Origin of the sequence: Faecalimonas sp., assembly GCA_029264305.1 — a bacterium.
Classification (GTDB): Bacteria; Bacillota; Clostridia; order Lachnospirales; family Lachnospiraceae; genus Faecalimonas.
Genome location: JARICA010000008.1, coordinates 145,471 through 166,909, shown reverse-complemented (window position 1 = coordinate 166,909; position 21,439 = coordinate 145,471). Strand labels below are relative to the sequence as shown.

The window sequence follows — 21,439 nt, the reverse complement described above, 5'->3', positions numbered from 1 at the left end:
ACCTCCTTGTGGTATTTGCGGGGATTTCCCTCCCACTTATTCTTGTTACATTTTCTTAACTTCTTTAAAACTAATTTCTACTGGCGTTTCACGACCAAATAATTCTACATTGATAGTTAAACTTTGTTTTTGCGTGTTCATTGCTTGAATTACTCCAACTGTTCCTTCCCACGCTCCGGCAACAACTGTAACTGTATCGCCTTCTTCAAAGTCAACAACAATTTCTTCTTTCTGGATACCTAACGGAGCCATTTCCTCATCCGTAAGCGGAACCGGTTTTGACCCAGGGCCAACAAATCCTGTTACCCCTCTTGTATTTCTTACAACATACCAAGTATCATCATTCATAATCATATGAATCATAACATATCCTGGGAACATTTTTTTAGAAACTGCTTTCTGTACTCCGTTCTTCAATTCCACTACATCTTGCATTGGAACTCTTACTTCTAAGATTTGGTCTTCCAGGTGTCTGTTCTCAATTGTCTTATCAATGTTTGCTTTTACTTTGTTTTCATACCCTGAATAAGTATGAACTACATACCATTTTGCCTCTGACATAAAAACTCACCTTCCATTATTATTCACAGTCATTATTTTATCAAGAAATCGACTCCGTATTTTACGATTACATCAATTATCGAGATTACTACTGCCAACAATAATGAAACTGTAACAACTGCTGTCGTTTCTTTTGCAACTGTTTTTTTGTCTGGCCAAATAATCTTCTTAAATTCCGCTTTAAGACCTTTGAACCAACTTTTCTTCTGAGCCTTTTCCTTACTAGACTTTTCGCCCATACTGTCACGTCCTTTCACAAACGATTATTTCGTTTCTTTGTGTAATGTGTGTGTTCTACAGAACTTGCAGTATTTCTTTGTTTCCATACGATCAGGATGTGTTTTCTTATCCTTTGTCATATTGTAGTTACGTTGTTTACATTCTGTACATGCCAATGTGATTCTTGTGCGCACAACTTCCACCTCGCTTTTTCTGTTCTTAATTTCATAGTTACCGGTAGTTTGCGAGACTACCTATTTTTAGGCATAAAAAAAAGACCTACTTCCATTCGCTTGTTCAGTTTATCACACAGACGAATGCTAGTCAAGTCTTATTCTTTGATTTTTATGGGCATTTTCTCTATATTTCCTCTATATTTCCTCTTTTTTTGTCTGAATCTTTGTAAAGAAATAAACATACTTAAAAATAATTAAAAAGACAATAAAAATTCTCCCATATATATTTTGCATCATTAACATAGCAATGACTAACATCAAAGAAGCAGGAAGTAAAATACACCATTTTGTTTTTAATGTCATACTTCTTTCCTTAACAAAACTATCCAAGTGTTTCTTGTATAATTGCGTTCCTATAAACCAATTGTGAAAACGATCCGAACCTTTTGCAAAACAAAAAGATGCTACTAAAAGAAAAGGAGTGGTTGGAAGAACAGGCAATACAACTCCCACACATCCTAGTGCCATTGCAACAAAACCAATCGTAAGCCAAATAAATTTCATTTCTACCTCCATGTATTGTAAACTATTTTTTGTTAGTCAATTCTAACCCAAGTGTATCGAATTGTCAACTCATAATTCATAAGTAACTGTTTACTTTCTTTTTATGCAGATTTATAATATTCTAATCGAATAGAAAATACAAAGGAGAAAGAGTATATAACATGAAGAAAAAATTTTTTATTTTATTCAAATATTTATCCCCTAGAAAACTTTTATTATTTTTACTTATCATATACATTTCACTTTTGGTTATTCCTTATGTTTCCCACAAAAAAGTTTCCGTTGGTTATCAACGTCAGTTTCATTCAAAAGAGTTTTACAGCGATACAGTCGGAAGTGAAAGAGTTTCTTATATTAATGATAATTCTGATGCTCTTTTATATCGGTTAAACATGATTGAAAGTGCAAAAGAAGAAGTCATTTTATCAACATTCGACTTTAACCCTTCTAAATCTGGAAAAGATGTTATGTCCGCATTAATTCATGCAGCAAAGAGAGGGGTTTCTGTTCGTGTTATTGTTGATGGATGTAGTGGATTTCTTGATCTGTATGGAAACGAATATTTTCAGGCTCTTGCCTCCTATCCGAATATTTCTATACGCATCTACAATCCAATTAACCTACTAAAACCTTATGATTTACAGGCACGCCTTCATGATAAATATGTCATTATTGATCATCAGATGTATCTTCTTGGCGGAAGAAATACAACAAACTTATTTTTAGGAGATTATTCTTCTTCCAAAAACATTGACCGAGAACTTTTTGTATACAATACAAAAGAAAAGAATACTTCTTCTCTCTCTCAATTACGTTCTTATTTTGAAAGTGTTTGGGCATTACCAGATAGCAAAAACTATCTTTGTCAAAAAGAAACTTCTAATATAATAAAAGCAAAAAAAGATTTAGAAAATAGGTATGACTACTTACGCAAAACTTACAAACAAGCATACGAGAAATGGAACTTTGAAGAATTAACTCTACCAACTAACAAAATCACTCTTTTAAGCAATCCAATTGAAACTGAAAACAAAGAACCTCTCCTTTGGTATTCACTACAACAGTTAATGCTTGACTCTACTCATGTAACGATTTACACACCTTACATTATCTGTGGAAAAGAAATGTATCAAGGATTTACTGATTTAAACAAAAAAGGAATTCCAGTAGAAATTATCACAAACGATGTTGCTAGTGGTGCAAATCCTTGGGGATGCACAGACTACCTAAATCAAAAAGAAAAAATCCAAAAAACCGGCATAAAAGTATATGAATTTATGGGAAAATATTCTTGTCATACAAAAGCCCTTCTTCTTGACGAACGCTTAAGTATCGTCGGCTCTTATAATTTCGATATGCGAAGCACGTATCAGGATACGGAATTGATGCTTGCCGTGGATTGTCCTGAATTGAATTCTATTATTCGCAAAGAAGCAGAAAGAGATAAAACTTACAGTAAGACAATGGAAAAGAACGGTGAATATACTTACGGAAAAAATTATAAAGAAAAGAAATTAAGTATTGGAAAGAAAATTTTTTACGGTGTACTTAGAGTGATCGTTTTACCAATACGAAGGTTTTTATAGTAAAATGGGACGTAATGATTACATCAAATCATTACGTCCCATTTTATTAGTGTTTTTTTAATACAACTAAGACTGCTCCAAGTCCCATAATCATCAATGGAAGTATCGGTGCTGTATCTCCTGTTTTCACTGGCTTACTTGTTGTATCTGTTTTGTCATGCTGCTCATTATTTGGTTTCTTATCTGGTTTTTGTGGTTTCTGTGTCTCTTCTGGCTTTTCTACTTCTACTTTTACAAGTTTATTTTGAGCATCTTTTAATTGTTTTACTGCATCTGCAATTTCTTGTTCTGTTGCATCTTCATTTTCATATACTGACTGTGCAACTTCTAATGCATTTACAAATACCTTCCAACCATCTTCCTTATAATCTTTTCCATTTAACTTTTTCGCTTCCATCAAAGCATTTTCCAACGCTTCCTTAGAAGGTTTTTCTGGTTTAGGTGCTGGCTTATTTGTTAAACCTTTAATAGCTTCTTCAATGGCTTTAGCCATTCCATCTACTTCCGCCTGTTTTGTAATATCTAAATCACGTACAACGGCATTTAAAGCTTTCTCTACTTCGCTAAAATCAACAAAATCATCTTTGTTTAATGCATTTGCTTTCTTTATTGCTTCATCCACTTTTGCATAGTTTGCTTTTTTCAAAGTAAGTTTTGCTTGAGCGTCTGTTAGTTCTTTAAGCATTCTATCTACTTCATCTTGTGTAGCAGAGGAATTCTCTAAAACTGTTTTTGCTTTATTTAATACTGTTTCTACAGAAGCAAAATTAGTATAGTTTGCTTTATTTAATGTATTAATTTCATCAACTTTTTTCTGAAGAGCTGTTTTATTTACATTACTACAAATTTTTGCCACAACAAATGAGTGTTTTGGTACAGTAATACTTTGAGTTTCTGTAGCCACCATATTTGTTCTATTCACTTTTACAGTTTCTGGGTTCGCCAATGTGTTCTCATCTGTAATTGTTTTTGAACTCAATGTTTGTAATTCAATTTTATGTCCTGCTAAATTATAATTTGGTATGTTTAATACAACGTTGCGGTCATTTTTGCGATCAACATTCACCATCGCTACATAAATATTTCCACTATTATCTTTACTTGCAAGAGCTGATAACATTTTTACCCCATTGCTCATTGTTGGCACAACATCAAACTGTGCATCTACAACTTTTTCTCCAAATCCCCCATTTAACATTTCAAACACACGAGCTGATGGAGTTGAGAAAAACTTAAATTCTCCCTCTCCTGTTCCTGTATTTGCATTTGTCTGTGGAACAACTTGGATAACTGCCTGCTGAGTTGGTCCAAGTGAATCTCCACCAGAACTATACCAGTCAGCCAAACAATGTTTCTGAATATATGGGCTTCCCAATTTCACATATTCCATTAATACTTTTGCAATATATACCGCATGTGTTTGAGAACGCACTTGTGGTTGTGTATTTCTGAAAATACCATACTCACTAATGACAGGTACTTTTCCTTCAGGTAACATTTTTACATAATCTTTTACATGATCCACACCTTTTGTTTCTGCTTTTTTCATCGCGTCATCATAAAATGCTTCCGCAGTATTTCCTTGTACTGTACCTGAATATGGATGAATTGTCATTCCGTCATACCAATCATTGGCATGTAAATCATTCATATGCTGAATGAATCCTTTTGATTCATAACTTGTATATACGTTTGCTTTATGTTTTGTTCCTTCAATTTCATTGATTTTGTTTGTCGTATTTTTAATTGCTTTTGATACGTCAATGAAACCTTCTCTCTTTACACTATAAGTTGCATATACGTTTTGATTAGCTTCTGGTATCTTACCATGTTTTCCATCACCAAAATGGATAGCACCTGTACTATAATCTACAACACAATGTGTATCATTTTCCTTTGAATTTTCAAAAGAGTTTACCACTTTCCATTCTGTTAATTTTCCATCTACTCCGACATAAACCTGTACTCCATCATTTACTGCCTTAAATTCAGGATCAGCAACAATTTTCCCGTTTTCCATCTTTCCAGGGTTTACATTTGCGTATCGTAAATATCTAACTAAATTTGGTTTTCCATCTGTTCTTGATGCAACTTTATTCCAGTTTTCTTCATCAACAGCATATCTTTGTACAAATTTTGCAACTCCACCTTCTGTGTATGCTTTTTCTGCTCCACCTTCTACATATTGTGTCCAATATCCTTGTGATGTTGTACCGTCAGCATCTTTTCCATAAGCCTGCTGCATTTCATTTCCGATTTCAAAATAACGTACATTGTAAGGGTCTTTATGTCCATTTTTTGCACGAACTTGTGCCCAATCAATTCCGCCATTTGGATTTGTGCCAACTTTTGCATTCAGATATTCTACTAAATCTGCAGCATCCATAGCATTACCGCGTCCCAAACTATATACATAAACAATTTCCGAATTCACTTCATCTGCAAAATCGCCTATTTCTTTAATACCAAAGTTTGGTTCAATACCATTTTGATTCTGATTATTATAAAAACCATGAATTTGTTTTTTACGGTTTTCTTTGCTTCCTAAAGTTGTCTTCCAGTTAAACAAGTTTGAAATCGTTCCTCCTGGATAACGAATAGAACCAAATCCTGCTTGTTCATATAACGATTTGAAATCATCTTTGATTTTCATTTTTTCAGAATCAAATGTTCCATAACCATTAAAAGCATAACGATGATTAATACCAAAAATAGTTTCTGGTTCGATTGTCTGATTTACCTTGTTCAAATCTACTGTCAATTTCACATCATCTACTTTTGGAGCTTTTTCATCATATAAAGCTTTTGCTTCCGCATCTGTCAACGCTTTATTATATACACGGAATTCATCTACATCACCACGCATCGCATGAGGATCAGTAGTCCCCGGTGTTTTATGTGCACCTAACCGCAATGGTAAAACTTTGTTCACCACTTCATTTCCAAGTGCTTGTTCACTATCTTTTTCTCCGTTAATATAATATTTAACTTTTTTTGCACTCTGATCAAAGGTTACAACAATATGTTGCCACTGTCCTTTTTCCACAACATTTTTAGAAGTTACATTCTGTTTATTAATAAATGTATTGTATTTTCCATCTCCCTGTAAAGTTAGTAAAGAACGACCTTCTCCTTCATGTTGCAATAAAACGGTAGCCTTATTTGCATCATCACCTGTAATAGTAGTATCGTAACGATACCACATAGAAAATGATGTAGAACCACTTCCTGTGTTGATGTAGTTGTCTAATCTTAAATAATTGTCTGCACCCCCACCAAATCGAAGTACTTTCCCAAATGTTTTATCTCCACTTTCTACAATGTTAGCATTTCCATGCACTGTTGCAGTTGTTTTTTCTCCTTGATTACTTGTCAAGGAATCAAAATTCCAATAATCTTTTAACTCGGCTGTTAAATCTGTTTTTGCCGCTTCTTCGGCATAAACAGGAAAAGCGTTTGGGACAATCATCCCAAACGCAAGTACCGAGCATAATAATTTTTTAATTACTCGATTCTTCATTTCCCTCTCCTTACTTTATTTTCTTTTTTTGAATAAAAGTGCAATTGCTGCTCCTAATCCTGCCATTGTTGCTGCTAATGGAAGAACTGGTGCTTCATCACCTGTTTTAACAGGTTTATTAGTAGATGTTGCCGGTTTATTATTTGGTTTTGCCGGTTTGTTATCTGGTGTTCCTGGTTTGTTATCTGGGTTTACCGGTTTATTATTATCTGGATTTTCTGGTTTTTCCGGTTTTTCTTCTCCTACTTTTTCAAAGTTAGCAATCAAACTTACATTTTTTGTTACTTCAAATGTATATGTTGCTTCTGTACTAACTTCAACTCCATCTACCGTCCAGTTAACAAACTTATATCCTTCTTTTGCTTTTGCTGTTACAGTTGCATTATCTCCTTTGTTGAATTCTCCTGCACCTGAAACTGTTCCCATTGTTTCATCTGCTGTCTGTACTGCTACTGTATATTTTGTTTCTGGATCAACAGGTGCATCTGTTTTTTCAAATTTAGCAGTTAATGCAGTATTATCTGTTACCTTAAATGTGTATTTTGCTTCATCAGAAACTTTTTCTCCATTTGAACGATACCATCCTGCAAATCTGTAACCTGCATTTGCTGTTGCTGTTACAGTTGCATTTTCTCCTAAAGCAACTTCTTTATTTCCTTCTACTTTACCACCTTCTTCAGCTTGTACAAATACAGTACACATTCTTTGAGGTGCATTTGCCATGTCAAATTCTGATACAGTTACCCATCCGTCACTTGACTGTGTTGCTTCAAATTTCACTCCAAACACTTCTTGTGTTGGGAAATTAAATGTTTTCTTTGAACCATCATTTGCAAATTTTTGATCTTTTGCAACTTCTTTCCACTGACCATCTGCAGAATTCTTCACATATAATGAAGCTCTTGTTACATAACCACTCTTCGAATCTGTTCTTGGTGTGAATGAGAACTGGTTAATTGTATATCCTTTGTGGAAATCAATTTCAGCCCAAATTTTATCATGATTTCCTTTTTTACCATTTACATCTTCAACTTTATCTGTAGCACCTTTCCAATTTGAATGCCAGTGTGTATTTGATTTTTTATCAAATGCTTTTGTAAGTTCGCCCTCTTTTTCTCCACCATTTTTTGTTTCTGAATTTGTTTTTCCTGTCCATGCTGCTTTGTTATATTCATCTTTTTCTACAGGTGCTGTTGTAACTAAAACATTATCAATTTCAGCTTCAATAGAATCTGTTTTCGAACCAATTCTTTCTAATGGAAGAGCAAATGTTGCATTTGAAATATTATCTTTCTTCACCATGTTATTATGGAAGAATCTTCCTTTTGCATCGCTTACAAACTGTCCGTCTACATATAATTTTGCTTTTTGTTGTGTAACTACAATCTGAAGTTTCACTTGTTTTCCTACTGGAAGTTCATAATCAAAGTAGTAATCATATAATTCTCTTGTAAATCCAAGTTTTCCATTGTCCATTACACGAATATCATGAGTTCCGTATGGTGCTGTTTCTTCAAAAAGAATATCTCCTGGTTTTGAAGGTTTGTTTAATTTAATATCAAAAGAAAGAGCATTTCCATTTCCTAACTGTTCCACAGGAGATGTTACATAACTTTCTTTATCTTTTAAATGTAATTTTCCATTTTGTACTTCTGCATTTTTACCATTTTTTAAATCACGTTTGTTTGCAGAAGTATCATTTAGGTTGTTTTCGAATTTATATTCTGCGTAATTATCACCTTTTTTATCTTCTTGATAATATGGGTTTGTATTTGGACCTGTTCCTTTGTCCTGTGCAAGTTTTGCTAATTTATCCGCAGTTTCTTTTTCTTTTCCTGTAGCTGCCCATGTTTTTTCTGCATAGAATGGTAATGCATTAAAGAATCTCCAATATAAATCAGATTCTGTTAAACCTGAAGCAGATTTATCGATATTATCATTCCAAATGGCAAATGCTGCTCCGAGCATCTGATCGTCCCCTGAAGGAACATTGTATGATTGTCCATTCTTCATAAAAACTTTATTCGGTTCAAAACCATTAAACACACTATTTACATTAAGCAAATCCCCATAAGCACCTTGATTAAACGTTCCGTTTGGTACCATATAGCCATAACTATCAATTGTATTGATTAATTTATAGCCCATATCATACATTTCCTTACCGTCTGCCCAATCCTTTGACCATAAATTCATCTCAACATTATCGATCGCATCTTTCTCAATCGGAGTTATTGGATTGTCTTTAATCCAACTTAATCCACCCCACATACGAACTGGGTTTGTCTTTTTCACATACGGCACAAATTCATTTACAAATTTTCTATAGTGTTTATAACTATATAAGAATTCGTCGGCACCAATGTGTACTGTTGTTTTATCATCAAAAGTTGGATTACTTCCTTTTGTATAATCATCAAAAATTTGTTCAATCTTCTTTGTTGCTTCAGGTTTTGTTAAATCAAAGTGGTCAACTAACGGTCTATCTCCTTTTAGCGAAGAAACCTTATTTTTCACCATTAATTCTGGCCATACTTTTGTAAATGATGTAGCATGTGCAGGTACATCAATTTCAGGAACAACTTTCATTCCTAACGCACGTTCTTCTTGAATGAATTTTTTGAATTGTTCCTTTGAAATAGAATAGTCTTTTGCTGTTGGAGATTCTCCTTTTGCATTTTTCAAACCTGATTCCAAACGGAATGCTTCATATGCTTTAAACGCTTCGTTTTCTTTTGCTCCATTACCATACTGTTCCAAGAAAATATAGTTATCTGATAAATGAGCTTGGAAGTCATTCATTTTGTAATAACGCATTGTTCTTGTGATTTCTTTCATCATTTCCAAAGAAACTGGTTTTCTTGCTACGTCAAGCAATAATCCACGTGTTTGATAACGAGGATAATCTCTCATCTGTCCTACTTTATATTCGTTTGCATTTTCTTTGTACATCTGCAAAATAGTCTGCATACCATACATATTTCCTGTTATGCTAACAGAATCTACATTGATACGATCTTCTTTAATGTCCATTTTGTAGCCTTCTTCTCCAAGAAGTTCATCTGGAGCTTGCAACTTAAAGTTAAATGCATTTTTTTCTTCTGTTCCTTTTGAAACTGTTAATGTTTTTCCAGAAAAGTCTTTGTAGTCTTTTACAAATTCGTCTACAATTGGTTTTAATTTTTCATCGTTGTAAACTACCTTTGTCAAACTGTTTGTGCTAATTTTTTTATCAGAATTAGAATACCATTCTTGAATTTCTGGAATAACAACTGGTTTTGCATTCTTTCCATTTACTTTTTCATGTAGTCCTTTTACAGTGTAATCATAATCCCCTGTAACTTTTGAGTTTCCTTTATTGTCAGTTACTTTAAAAGAAACTTTCACTAATTTATCTGTTAATGGATGTTGTACTTTTCCATTTTTAGCAATAATCTGTTCAAAGTCAGCACCATTAAGTTCAATTTTAAATCCTTCTGGCACTTGTGGTAATGCAAACTGTGTTACATCTTTCTCTACATTTCCACCTTTTAAGCTTGCAATAACACTATCCAATGTATTTCCTGAAGGTTTTTGAGACTGTTGGTTAGAGTATGCTTCAAATTCTACAACACTGATATTATTATAATCTTTTGCATTTGCAACAAAATCACTAATTTTCAATTCTTGTGCAACGATTGGATTCTCTAAAACAATATCTACCTCAGTTGCATATCCTCTATTATCACCTAACTTTGAAACCGAAACCTGTTTTGCTTCCTTTTCTTCTCCATTAATATCTTTATATTTCAACTTAAATTGTTCTACATTAGAATCTCCAGGATTTACATCTCTCTTATGGAAACGAACACGTACATGTTTTACACTAGTAGGATTTGAAAATTTCGCTGTTAAGCTCTGTTTGTTTACTTCCGTATAATCACTAGCCCAACGAGTATTCTCTTTCCCATCATTTGCATTTGTTTCTACCAATGATGGATGTGGTTTTCCATTGCTATCCTTTTCCACACTAGATGCAACCATTTCTGCTGATTTTACATGATTTACATTTTGTGTAGTCACAATGTCCTTTTGTTCATTTTCAAACACTTCAATTTCTCGAATTCCAACATTTAACCACTTCAATGGGCCACCGTCAGCATCTAAAATTGTTACTTTAACAGTTTTAGCTTTTTTCGCAGTTTTCAATTTAATAATTTCTAAACCTTTAGCTCTTTCCCCACTATTCTTATATACTTCTTCATACTGATTCTTCTCATTTTTAATTTCGACTTTAAATTTTTTAATATTCTGTTCAGCGTCATTTCTTTCAAAATGTACATTGATCTGTTTTACAGTCTGAACTCCATCCAATGTCACTTCGATGCTTTCATTTACAGCTTTATTTTCTGCAGTTCCCCATCTTGTATCAAAATTTCCATCAACTGCTTTCTGAGGAGATGTCTTTTCCGGCTCTTGATTTGGCCTTTCATAACTCGTTGCTGTAACAGGTCTGTTTAACGCCAAATTCGTCTGTGTTGCCGCCTGCACTGGTCCCATATCTACTAAAGCTACATTCATGACCATAGCAGCAGACAGTAGTCCACTTACTACTTGTTTCTTTTTCATATACCTTTACCTTTCCCTTCTGCTTTTCGCATAACTTTTACCTATTTTCTAATTATATCAAATGTTCTTACCATAGCATATACCACAAAACGCACAAAAAAAGACGTGGGCTTTTGTTAAAAATCACCACGTCTTTTCTGTATTTTAATTCTATCTGTTTACTTTACGTTGTTTTACGTAGAAAACTCCAGCTGCTCCAGCTGACACAACCAATAACATTACCCATAACATCATATTTGTTGTATCTCCTGTCTTAACACTTCCAGATGTTCCACTAGTTGTTGTATTTCCACCAGTTGTTCCGTTTGTGTTTCCGTTAACTGTAGGTGCTTTTTTCTCTAATGTCGCAATAGCATCTTCAATAGCTTTTGCCATAGCATCTACTTCAGCCTGTTTTGTAATATCTAAATCACGTTTTACTGCTTTAATTGCTTTTTCTACTTTTGAAAAATCTTTATAATCTGCTTTGTTTAATGCATTTGCTTTTGCAATAGCTGCATCTACTTTTGTATAATCTGCTGTTTTGTAAACTAAAGCATCAATTGCTGTATTGATTGCATTTGCATACCCATCAACAACATTCTGTTCTGTTACTCTTTTGTTTCTTACAACAGCATTTTTTGCTTCGTTAAGTGCATTTACAGTTTCTTCTGTATACACACTTAAATCAGAAGGAATGTTAGCAATAGCTGCATCTACTTTTGTATAATCTGCTGGACGTACTAAATAGTTACTGTGTTTTTCAGAGAATAAGTCCATTAAACCAAGTACTTTATCTTCTTCATATTTTTCTGATGGATAATCAGACCATACACACTGCATACTTCCGATAAGAGAAAGTTGATCTCCTTCAGCTGCACCTGTTACTGCTGTAAAGCTTTTTTCTTTAATGTTTTTCACAGCACTATCATAGATATAACCATTTTTATGTTCTTCTTTGCTGTAGTTTCCTAATACCCAGTACCAACCGTCATTTGTATTTAAGATTTTATGACCTTTTTCTGCAAAATACTTAGGTTTTGCTACATCATATCCCCCCCATCCTGATGTCCAGTATGAAATAATAATATCTTTGTCAAATGTTCCAAACTTCTCTGTACTCTTATAGTAAATACCATCATTGAAACACATTGGTGTCATTTTTGCATCTTTTACAATTTTAGCTAAATCATTTACATATTTAACTAATTCTCTATATAAACCTGTTCTCTGTAAGTTTGCCCAACCACCAGTATTTTTATCATTTGCATATTCATCTGTACCAAAGTTGAAAATTTCACATGATTTTGAAAAATAATTTACATATTTTGCTACTAATGCTTTTGTAAATGCAATTGCTTTTTCATTTTTAAGGTCTACTGTACGTACAGAACCTTCAAACTGTGGGTTTTCAATTCCTAATTTTTCCATAGCAACTAAGATTGCATCCATATGTCCAGGGCTGTTGATTACTGGAATAATATTCATTCCTCTTTCTTTTGCATATGCAAGTAGACTATCCATTTCAGATTGTGTAAGCACATTTCCGTTTGGATCATCATAGTATGATTTATTACCTGCTAAAATTGCATTTTTAACAGCATCACTGCTATATGTTGTTCCATTTACTTTTAAAGACATATCATTTAATAATAAACGAAGTCCGTCATTTCCTAATAAAACTTGAACATCAGTATAACCATTTTTATACGCTTTATCTACAATTGTCTTTAATTGCTCTAAAGAAAAATATTTTCTTCCTGCGTCAATTGAGAAAACGCTTTTTAAGTTTGCTTGTTCTGCTGCCTTTACTTCTGTTGTCTTACCAGTTGCAACCCCTGCTCCCACAGTAATTCCTAGAGCAAGTGTTACTGCAAGTAACTTTTTGAATACTTTCATAAATTCAAATCTCCTTTTCTGTTAAATATTTTTTAAATAACAGTCGGATTATACCATAGGTTATGTCTCTCCACAATCATTTTTTATACACAAAAATCCCGTTTCATTTCCGAAACGGGATTCTGCTGATTTTATTCAAACTTTATTTTCTTTTCTTTTTGTAAATGATAACACCTACAATTGCTACAACTGCAATTACCATCAATCCAACAATCATTTTAACTGGTGCTTGATCTCCTGTTTTTACATTAGTTGGTGGAGTAGGAACATTTCCTTCTCCTTTTCCTTCAGAGTTCAAATGTTTTGTTGCATCAATTAAGTTTGAAAGTGCATCTTTTAATTCTTTCTTTGTTGCATCTTTATCTTCTAAAGCTTCTTTTGCCTGTGTCATTGCATCTTGATAACGATTCCAATTTTCTTTAGAATAGTTACCCTCTTTGTAGTATGTTAAGCACTCATCATAGAATTTCTGTAATTTTGCACGAAGTTCATCGCGTTCTCCATTATTGTCTGGATTTGGATTCGGATTTGGTTTTACCGACTCTTCTTTCAATCCATTAATTCCTGCATTCAAGTTATCTAATGCTTTCTGTAACTGTGCATCTGTAGCATTTGTATTTGCTAACATTGCCTCTGCTGCTTTCAACGCATCTTTAAACACTTTATAACTATCTGCTGTATATCCGTTTGGAGTAATTGATTGTGCAAATTTCACTCTTTCCTCTAAATCTTTTCTTACAGAAGATGTTGTTCCTTCTGTAACATTTACTGGAATTTCTGTTGTTTTTCCTTCATAAGTTACCGTTACAACTTTATCTGTAGTAGCTAAAGCTTTTTCTAAAGAAGGATTGAATGTAAATTTACCTTTTGTTTCTGCTGTATAAGCAACTTCTGATGATGTAGCATCACTGTAGAATACAGTTAATACCAATCCTTCCGGATTGAATTTATCTCCTACATGGTAATCCTGTTTTGGAGCAGTTTTTACTGCAATACTCTTTAATGAAACTGGATTCTTTTCAATTTCAAAAGTTGTTTCTAATGTTCCTGAGTATTTTCCAATACCTGTTACAATTGCTTTCGCTGTTCCCACTGCTGTATTATTTGCATAACTTACCTTGTAGTCAATTCCATATGTTAATGCTGTTCCATTCTGTTTTACAGTTACTTGTGGTTCTACTGGATGATTTTCATCTACCACATCTACTTTTTGTTTTGCGATAGGGTCAAGCACTACTTTATTTTCAGCATTTGAGATATCTGTTGTTTCTCTCTGCATTCTTAAACGTAATTCTGCAACTGCCATGTGCTTGTTATTTCCTGAATCTGCATATGTTTCGACACCAATTAATTTGAATGCTTTTGCTTTTACAGGTTTTGTAAATTCAAGTAATGTCCAATCTGCTTTATCCTTAGAAATAGTTCCTTCCGCACATACATCTGTGTCTTTAAATGTAGTTCCATCTACACTATACAAAATTTTATATTTTGTTACACGACCATTTCCACCATTATATACACGTGGATGATAATTCATCGCATTAATTGTAGTTGCTTCTTGTAATGTCAATGTAATTTCACGGTGATCTACATTATCTGCCTCATTTGTTTTCCAATTTGTATGCCAATGTGTATTTACATCTCCATCTAGCACATATTCAACTTTCCCTTCATTATTTGTAGGACCTGTTAATACTGATGGTGAAGAAGCTGTAATGTCTTTATTTGGATAGAAAACATCAGGATCTTTATCATTTAAGAAGATTGTAAATGTTTTTGTCGTTTTATGATCTTCTGATTCAATAATAATTTTTACTTGATTTTCTTTGTTCTTTGGAAGAACAGTTACTGCTGCATTGTCTTTTCCTTCTGCTACAACTGTAGCAACAAGTGCTGATGTTGTATATTTTCCAGATGCAAGTTGTTCTGCTGTCAACTCTACATTGTTTACTGCTAATTTGCTTAATTCAGCAGTTGTGTTTGTCTTAAAGGAAGTTGTTGCTTTCTTTAATTCAATTTCTGTAATACCAGTACAAGGTTTATGATCTCCTAAATTAACATCCTTATTCGTTACTTCAAATTTAATATATGTAGCGGAAACAGGTGCATTTAATTGATAAGTATACGCTTTAATACCATCTCTAGCTTCACCAATCTGTTCTTTTGCTGTTACAGTCGTCCAAGGACCATCTGCTGTTTCCGAAACCGAAATCTTTGTTGTATTAGCTGCTGGGAACCTTGCACTATAACTATCTTCAAAAAAGTGAATAACTATTTCCCCAATAACCTGTTGTGTATCATATCCCATAGTAATTGTAGCCTTATTGTTTCCTGCTTGTGAATACTTATAGTTCGTCCAAACACTTTTATTTGTTCCACCTTCAGCGTTTGCATCTTTCCCTAGTTTTCCATCCTTAATTGCTGCTAATGTATCTGATTGCATATTCTCTGGAATATCTTGTTTTAAAATACTTGCCTGTCCTGAAACACTATCACCAATTGCTACATCTTCATTCGCCACACGAACATTTGCCGTTACTTTTACATCTTTCCCTAACACATTTGCTGTACCGTTCACTATGACTACACCTACTTTATTATAGTCTTGTGCAGTTTTTTCTTCCCACTTCACCGGGAACGCAACATCCAACACTTCTCCATTACTTAAATATGCTGTTCTTGCTTCTGGCAATATTGGTTTCGTTCCAACTTTAACAGCTGTAGAATAATTTAATAAGCCACCCACTTCATCAATCATATTGACTCTTACAGATACTTTATATTTACCATCTACAGTTCCATCCAATGCAAAAGCCCCTGCTTTATTTATCTGTTCATTTGTAATTTGTCCCCATTGAACTGCTTTCTGTTCTTTCTTCCCATCCGAATATCTTACTTCGATTTTTTCTGGTAAACTTGGTTTGTTTCCAACTTTAACATAATAGTTCTTTGTCATAAAGAAACTATCTACAACAACTTTCTGCTGTCCACTAGTTGCATCTGCTTTTGTTTTTAAAGTAATTGTCTGTTCTCCTAATCCATTAGCTGAGACTTTAACCGTAATATCACCAGCGTTCTTTGTAGACTGTATAATAGCAATTCCTGAGCCGTTATAAACTCTGCGCTCTGTTCCTTTATAAGAATCATGATCTGTTTGCCATCCATTATCTAACCCTACTAAAGTTCCATTTCCAGTCACTTCAACTTTTACTTTATCATCTGCATTCGGTACAATATTTCCATTTGCATCTGTTACATCAATCTGCAAATAAGATAGGTCTTTTCCGTTTGCTTTGATTTCTTTCCGATCTGCTTTTACTTGCAATTTTGCTTTCGGTCCCGCTGTTGTTACAGAAGAACGTCCTTCTGTTTTTGTGATACGCTCTCCTTTTTCATTAAAGGCTCTAGCTTCCAATGTGCCTTCTTCATACTTCACATTCCAGGTACGATAAAGTTTCTTTGTATTTTCATTTTCATAATAACTATGTCCTACTGGTGTATTTTTCTTTGTTATTGTCTGTGTTTCTCCAACTTTTTTCGCTATCGTGCTTCCCTTTGGTGTCAACCACAGTTCTACTTTTGGAGCATCTGAATATACAGCCACTTCTGCATTTCCATTATTTAAAATAATTCCATCTTTATTCCATGTAGGCAATACATGAAGTGTGTTTACTTTATCATTCCATTGACTCTGATATAAATAATAAGAATCTTTTGGCATTCCTGCTGTATCAATAATACCGAAGAACGAGTTCTTTGGTGATGGCCAATGTCCCTTTGGACCTGCTTTTGTTTCATTCCATGGAGTAGGTTCACCAATATAGTCAAATCCTGTCCATACATACTCTCCTGCAACAAAATCACGTGTAATTACATCATACCATGCATCATTAGCCAATGCTCCCCAACCTACTGTTGATTTATCATAAGATGTTAATTCTTGTGTAGAATCATCTCTTCCTTTTGTATGATATACACCACGACTGTTAATAGAAGATGCCGTTTCTGAACCATAGATCTTCCAGTTAGGATGTTTTTTTCTTAAATCTTCATATCCTGTATTTTTACTATAGTTTGTTCCTGAACTTCCACCAGCTTCTGTAATCTTATCAGCAACTTTAGAATGTTCTGTATCTCCAGTATTAGTAGGTTCGTTTTTTACTTGATTACTCCCAATAGTTAATTCTTTAGTTGTATCTACATCTTTTGCCCATTTAATTAAGTAAGGTACTTTTTCATCATAATCACTATATCCAGCGCCTTCTTGGATTTCATTTCCCAAAGACCACATAATAACAGATGGTGCATTCTGATCTCTTCTCAAAGTAGATTTTAAAGAAAATTCCGCCCATGTCATATTTGGTGTTGCGCCTAACACTGTATTGTTTTCTCCGATTTTTTTATCAAAGTATTTTGCAAAGTCTTCGGTATTTCCATTTTTTGCATGATGCCAACCGTCAAAAATTTCTTCTACAACTAAAATACCTTTTTCATTGCAAACATCAATCAAGTTTTGTGCAGCCGGGTTATGTGTTACACGAATAGAGTTACAACCCATTTCCTGTAAAATTTCAACTTGACGTTCAATTGCACGACGATTTGCTACAGCACCTAATGCTCCTTGATCATGATGCATACAAACACCTTTTAATTTTACAGGTTTTCCATTTAAATAATATCCTCTGTCTTTATTAAATTCTGTATAACGGAAACCATACTCTGTGTCATATGTATCAACAACCTTATCTCCTACTTTTACTTCTGTACGAACTGTGTAAAGATTTGGGTGTTCTGTATCCCATAAGTTTGGATTATTTACAGTAAATTCTGCATTAATATCCTTTTTGCCATTCGCCTGAATTGTTTCTTTTGATGTCGTTGTTGTTCCAATAACAGTATTTGGATTTTTCTTTTCAAACACTTTATGTGTCAAAATAACATCTTTTGCTTCTGTACCATCATTTTCTACAGTTGTTCTTACTTTTGTTTTTACCTGTGCCTGATTTGTTGCAAGTTCAGGTGTTTCTACCTTTGTTCCATTTAAAGCAATATTTACAGCATCTGTCACTGTTAAGTTTACACTTCTGTAAATACCACTTCCTGAATACCAACGACTTGAAGGTGTTTTATGATCAACCTTAACCGAAATAACATTTTCCTCACCGAATTTGATGTGTTTTGTCAAATCAAATGAGAATGGCGTATATCCATATGGATGTGTTCCTAATTCTTCACCATTAATATATACTGTAGAATTCATGTAAACGCCATCAAAATTAAGACGAATCTCTTTTCCTTTTAACTCATTTCCTACAGTGAAATGCTTACGATACCAACCTGTTCCTCCAGGAAGATACCCACTTTCTGCTTCCATTTGCTGAGAATATGCTTGCTCAATACTGTAATCATGTGGCAAAGAAATATTTCTCCACTTGGAATCATCAAAATTACTTGTTTGAGCATTTCCCGCATCACCTAAATAAAATTTCCAGTTCGCGTCAAAATTTTGTGTACGTTCTGTCACATTATTCAATGTGTTCATGTACACAACTTCTTTATCCGAACTCATCTGTGTTTGAGACTGTGTTCTTACTTCTACATTCGCATTCGTTGTTGCTAATGGTGATAAGCAAGACATTGTCAAAACGGCTGTGAGCAAAGTTGCTCCGAAACGTGCTGTTCCTTTTGTAAACCTATTCATTTCTTTTCTCCTCTCCTAAACTCTAGTTTTTTTCAAACCTTGCTATATTATACAATAGATTTGCTATTCTGAACAGAAAAACTATGTATTTTTATTATATTTTTTTGCTTATCTATTCTTCCCCTCTATACTTTGCACTAAAAAGCATCTCAAAATCGCTTTTCATTCTATTTATATCTACACAAAAAAAGAGTTATGATAACAATTTATCATAACTCTCTTTGTTCAAATTAGTCCTGTACGTATGGCATTAATGCTAAGTGTCTTGCTCTCTTAATTGCCACTGTAAGTGCTCTCTGGTGTTTTGCACAGTTTCCTGTGATTCTTCTTGGAAGAATTTTTCCTCTTTCAGAGATATATTTTCTTAATTTTGCTACATCTTTGTAGTCGATTTCGTGGTTTTCTTTACCACAGAATACACAAACTTTTTTTCTTCTGCGTCCGCCTCTTCTCTTCATTGGAGAATCTGCTTTATTACCTTTATCGTAAGCCATTTTAATTACCTCCTAATTTCTTCTCTTTCCATTATACATAATGAAATATCTACGTTAATTAATCGTCATTTAACTGAATGGTAATTCTTCATCAATTCCATCCGGAATATTCATGAATCCATCACCAATATCTGCACTTGGTGACGGCATAGGACTTGCCTGATAACCACTATTTTCGCTTGCAGCTTTACTTTCAGCAAATTCTTGCTCTTCTACAACTACGTCCGTTGTATAAACTCTTACTCCGTCTTTATTTGTGTAACTTCCTGTTTGAATACGGCCTGTTACTACTACTTTCAAACCTTGACGGAAATACTTCTCAGCAAATTCTGCTGATCTTCCAAAAGAAACACAGTTAATAAAATCGGCTGTCGGCTCTCCATCTCTTTTAAAACGGCGATCAACTGCCAATGAGTATCTAGCCACTGCAGTTGCATTGGCACCTTGCGAATATCTGACCTCAGGGTCTCTTGTCAAACGTCCCATTAAAATTACTTTATTCATACGATTGCCTCTTTCTTCTTTCTATGCGTCCTGTCTGATGCACAAAAATCTGATTACATTTTCCATGATACGAAGTCTGCTTTCTACTTCTGCTGGAACAGTTGAATCAGATTCAAAATGAATGAAGTAGTAAAATCCTTCTTTCATTTTCTGAATTTCGTAAGCTAATCTTCTCTTACCCCATTCATCAACGTCTGTCACGTTACCACCGAAACGAGCAATAATTTCTTTTACTTTTTCGATTGTTTCTGTTCTAGCTTCGTCTTCGATTTTTGCACTAACAACAACAGCTAATTCATATTTGTTCATGTTTCTACCTCCTTATGGTCTTTTGGTCCTCGTCTGCGAGAACAAGGATTTATTTAATATATCACAATTTGGTATCTTACCATACTTAAAGGGTTATTTCAAGCCTTTTTTCAACTCTTTCGTATTTTTCTCTACAATCTTTCGCGCTATCATAATTTGGTGACCACAACCTTTACATTTCAACCGGAAATCTGCGCCTACGCGAAGTATTTCCCACTCAAAACTTCCACAAGGATGTTTCTTTTTTAACTTTACAATATCGCCTACCTCATACTCCCATTTTCCCAACATACTTTCTCCTATCTCTCACTAATTTTTACTGCCTGTAATACAAATCGATCTTCATTACTATCAATTGTACAAGTAGATAAGCTGACAATATGTGAATCCTTTGTCACTTCAGCATCTGTTTGATAATTCGAAATAGAACGTACATAATTTATATAATTCATAAATTCCTCATCACTGTTAAAAGTTTTTGTATATGTTTTCGAAGTATCTTTTACTACAGCTGCCGAAATAACTTGATATTTTGATTCTTTTCCATCAGGAGTATACATATAGAAATATGGATGTTCCTTATAGAATGATTCTTCCATATATTTCTCTAATTGTCCAAACATCGAACCACTCTTCATACGATGTCCATAAATAATTGTATTTCTATCTTGAAGATTTCCAGAATTATCTTTATCTACAAATAATGTGCCGTAGGTGTTCTTTCCTGTACCAAAAAGTTTTTTCAAATATTCTTGATTATCCTTGCTGTGTACTACAGGATAGTTAATTCTTGACGGTTCCTCAAAGCGAATCCATGCTACTGTATCTGGGTTAATCTCCCATAATTTATTAAAGTCGACTGTGAATCTCTCTTCACCCTTCTTAGTTTGCTCTACTGTGATTGCTAAATTCTTGATTTTATCATATTCATCATTCCCTTTTTTATAAGAAGAAAAAATCTGATATAGTTGAAAAGCGGAGTAACAAAACACACAAATAGCCACAATCAAAATAATCGTACTAAAAATAGAATTTTTCTTTTTGCCTTGCTTTTTCTTGTTTTGATATTTCCCTTCTTCTTTCATTTTTTGTCTGTGTAATTTTCGTTTTTCTTTTGCGTCCATATATACTCCTTCTTTATGTTTTTGCTTAGAAACTTATTATACCACAAATTATATATAATAAAATATAGCAAATATAAAATATCTCCAAATCTTTTATAGCATTTTTAAAAATGTGTGATTACAAATTTTATTAAATAGGTTTATATAAAAAGAGAATGTTACACCAATTATTCAGTGTAACATTCCCAAAATCTA

Annotated in this window: 14 protein-coding genes; 1 reads left to right on the top strand and 13 read right to left on the bottom strand. The window is 33.7% G+C overall.

Annotation, left to right across the window (positions count from 1 at the left end):
* Positions 1-45: 45 nt before the first annotated feature.
* The 4 genes from nusG to ACY2U7_RS01445 all read right to left on the bottom strand — a co-directional run bounded on the left by nusG (position 46) and on the right by ACY2U7_RS01445 (position 1,520).
* The gene (nusG, locus tag ACY2U7_RS01460) at positions 46-561 is read right to left on the bottom strand and encodes a transcription termination/antitermination protein NusG (protein ID WP_461812201.1); all 516 of its coding nucleotides are present in this window, start codon (positions 559-561) and stop codon (positions 46-48) included.
* A 32-nt stretch (positions 562-593) separates the two neighbouring features.
* Positions 594-800: a preprotein translocase subunit SecE gene (secE, locus tag ACY2U7_RS01455; RefSeq protein ID WP_461809903.1), complete on the bottom strand. Its 207-nt coding sequence runs from the start codon at positions 798-800 to the stop codon at positions 594-596.
* A gap of 24 nt (positions 801-824) precedes the next feature.
* Complete coding sequence (gene rpmG, locus ACY2U7_RS01450) at positions 825-974, bottom strand: 50S ribosomal protein L33 (RefSeq protein WP_084667662.1); 150 nt, start codon at positions 972-974, stop codon at positions 825-827.
* 177 nt (positions 975-1,151) lie between these two features.
* Positions 1,152-1,520 carry a YbaN family protein gene (locus ACY2U7_RS01445; protein ID WP_461812200.1) on the bottom strand — a complete coding sequence of 123 codons (369 nt, stop codon included), beginning with the start codon at positions 1,518-1,520 and terminating at the stop codon, positions 1,152-1,154.
* Positions 1,521-1,681: 161 nt separating this feature from the next.
* On the opposite strand from ACY2U7_RS01445, the gene ACY2U7_RS01440 reads away from it, so the two are divergent.
* Complete coding sequence (locus ACY2U7_RS01440; RefSeq protein ID WP_461815727.1) at positions 1,682-3,106, top strand: phospholipase D family protein; 1,425 nt, start codon at positions 1,682-1,684, stop codon at positions 3,104-3,106.
* Positions 3,107-3,152: 46 nt separating this feature from the next.
* Here ACY2U7_RS01440 and ACY2U7_RS01435 read toward each other — a convergent pair whose 3' ends face one another.
* The 9 genes from ACY2U7_RS01435 to srtB all read right to left on the bottom strand — a co-directional run bounded on the left by ACY2U7_RS01435 (position 3,153) and on the right by srtB (position 21,244).
* Positions 3,153-6,626, bottom strand: a complete 3,474-nt coding sequence (locus tag ACY2U7_RS01435) for a LamG-like jellyroll fold domain-containing protein (RefSeq protein WP_461815726.1) — start codon at positions 6,624-6,626, stop codon at positions 3,153-3,155.
* A 15-nt stretch (positions 6,627-6,641) separates the two neighbouring features.
* Positions 6,642-11,234, bottom strand: coding sequence for an InlB B-repeat-containing protein (locus ACY2U7_RS01430; protein WP_461815725.1), 4,593 nt, complete (start codon positions 11,232-11,234; stop codon positions 6,642-6,644).
* A 150-nt stretch (positions 11,235-11,384) separates the two neighbouring features.
* Positions 11,385-13,112, bottom strand: coding sequence for a beta-N-acetylhexosaminidase (locus tag ACY2U7_RS01425; RefSeq protein ID WP_461815724.1), 1,728 nt, complete (start codon positions 13,110-13,112; stop codon positions 11,385-11,387).
* Positions 13,113-13,254: 142 nt separating this feature from the next.
* On the bottom strand, positions 13,255-18,813 hold the full coding sequence (locus tag ACY2U7_RS01420) for a glycoside hydrolase family 2 TIM barrel-domain containing protein (protein WP_461815723.1): 5,559 nt from the start codon (positions 18,811-18,813) through the stop codon (positions 13,255-13,257).
* Positions 18,814-19,043: 230 nt separating this feature from the next.
* Positions 19,044-19,307 (bottom strand): 30S ribosomal protein S18, encoded by a 264-nt coding sequence (gene rpsR, locus ACY2U7_RS01415; protein WP_461813201.1) that lies wholly within the window; start codon positions 19,305-19,307, stop codon positions 19,044-19,046.
* Positions 19,308-19,376: 69 nt separating this feature from the next.
* Positions 19,377-19,811 carry a single-stranded DNA-binding protein gene (locus ACY2U7_RS01410; RefSeq protein ID WP_461813202.1) on the bottom strand — a complete coding sequence of 145 codons (435 nt, stop codon included), beginning with the start codon at positions 19,809-19,811 and terminating at the stop codon, positions 19,377-19,379.
* 21 nt (positions 19,812-19,832) lie between these two features.
* On the bottom strand, positions 19,833-20,120 hold the full coding sequence (gene rpsF / locus ACY2U7_RS01405) for a 30S ribosomal protein S6 (protein ID WP_461813203.1): 288 nt from the start codon (positions 20,118-20,120) through the stop codon (positions 19,833-19,835).
* A gap of 93 nt (positions 20,121-20,213) precedes the next feature.
* On the bottom strand, positions 20,214-20,411 hold the full coding sequence (locus ACY2U7_RS01400; RefSeq protein WP_461813204.1) for a DUF951 domain-containing protein: 198 nt from the start codon (positions 20,409-20,411) through the stop codon (positions 20,214-20,216).
* Positions 20,412-20,419: 8 nt separating this feature from the next.
* The gene (gene srtB / locus ACY2U7_RS01395) at positions 20,420-21,244 is read right to left on the bottom strand and encodes a class B sortase (protein WP_461813205.1); all 825 of its coding nucleotides are present in this window, start codon (positions 21,242-21,244) and stop codon (positions 20,420-20,422) included.
* Positions 21,245-21,439: the final 195 nt, after the last annotated feature.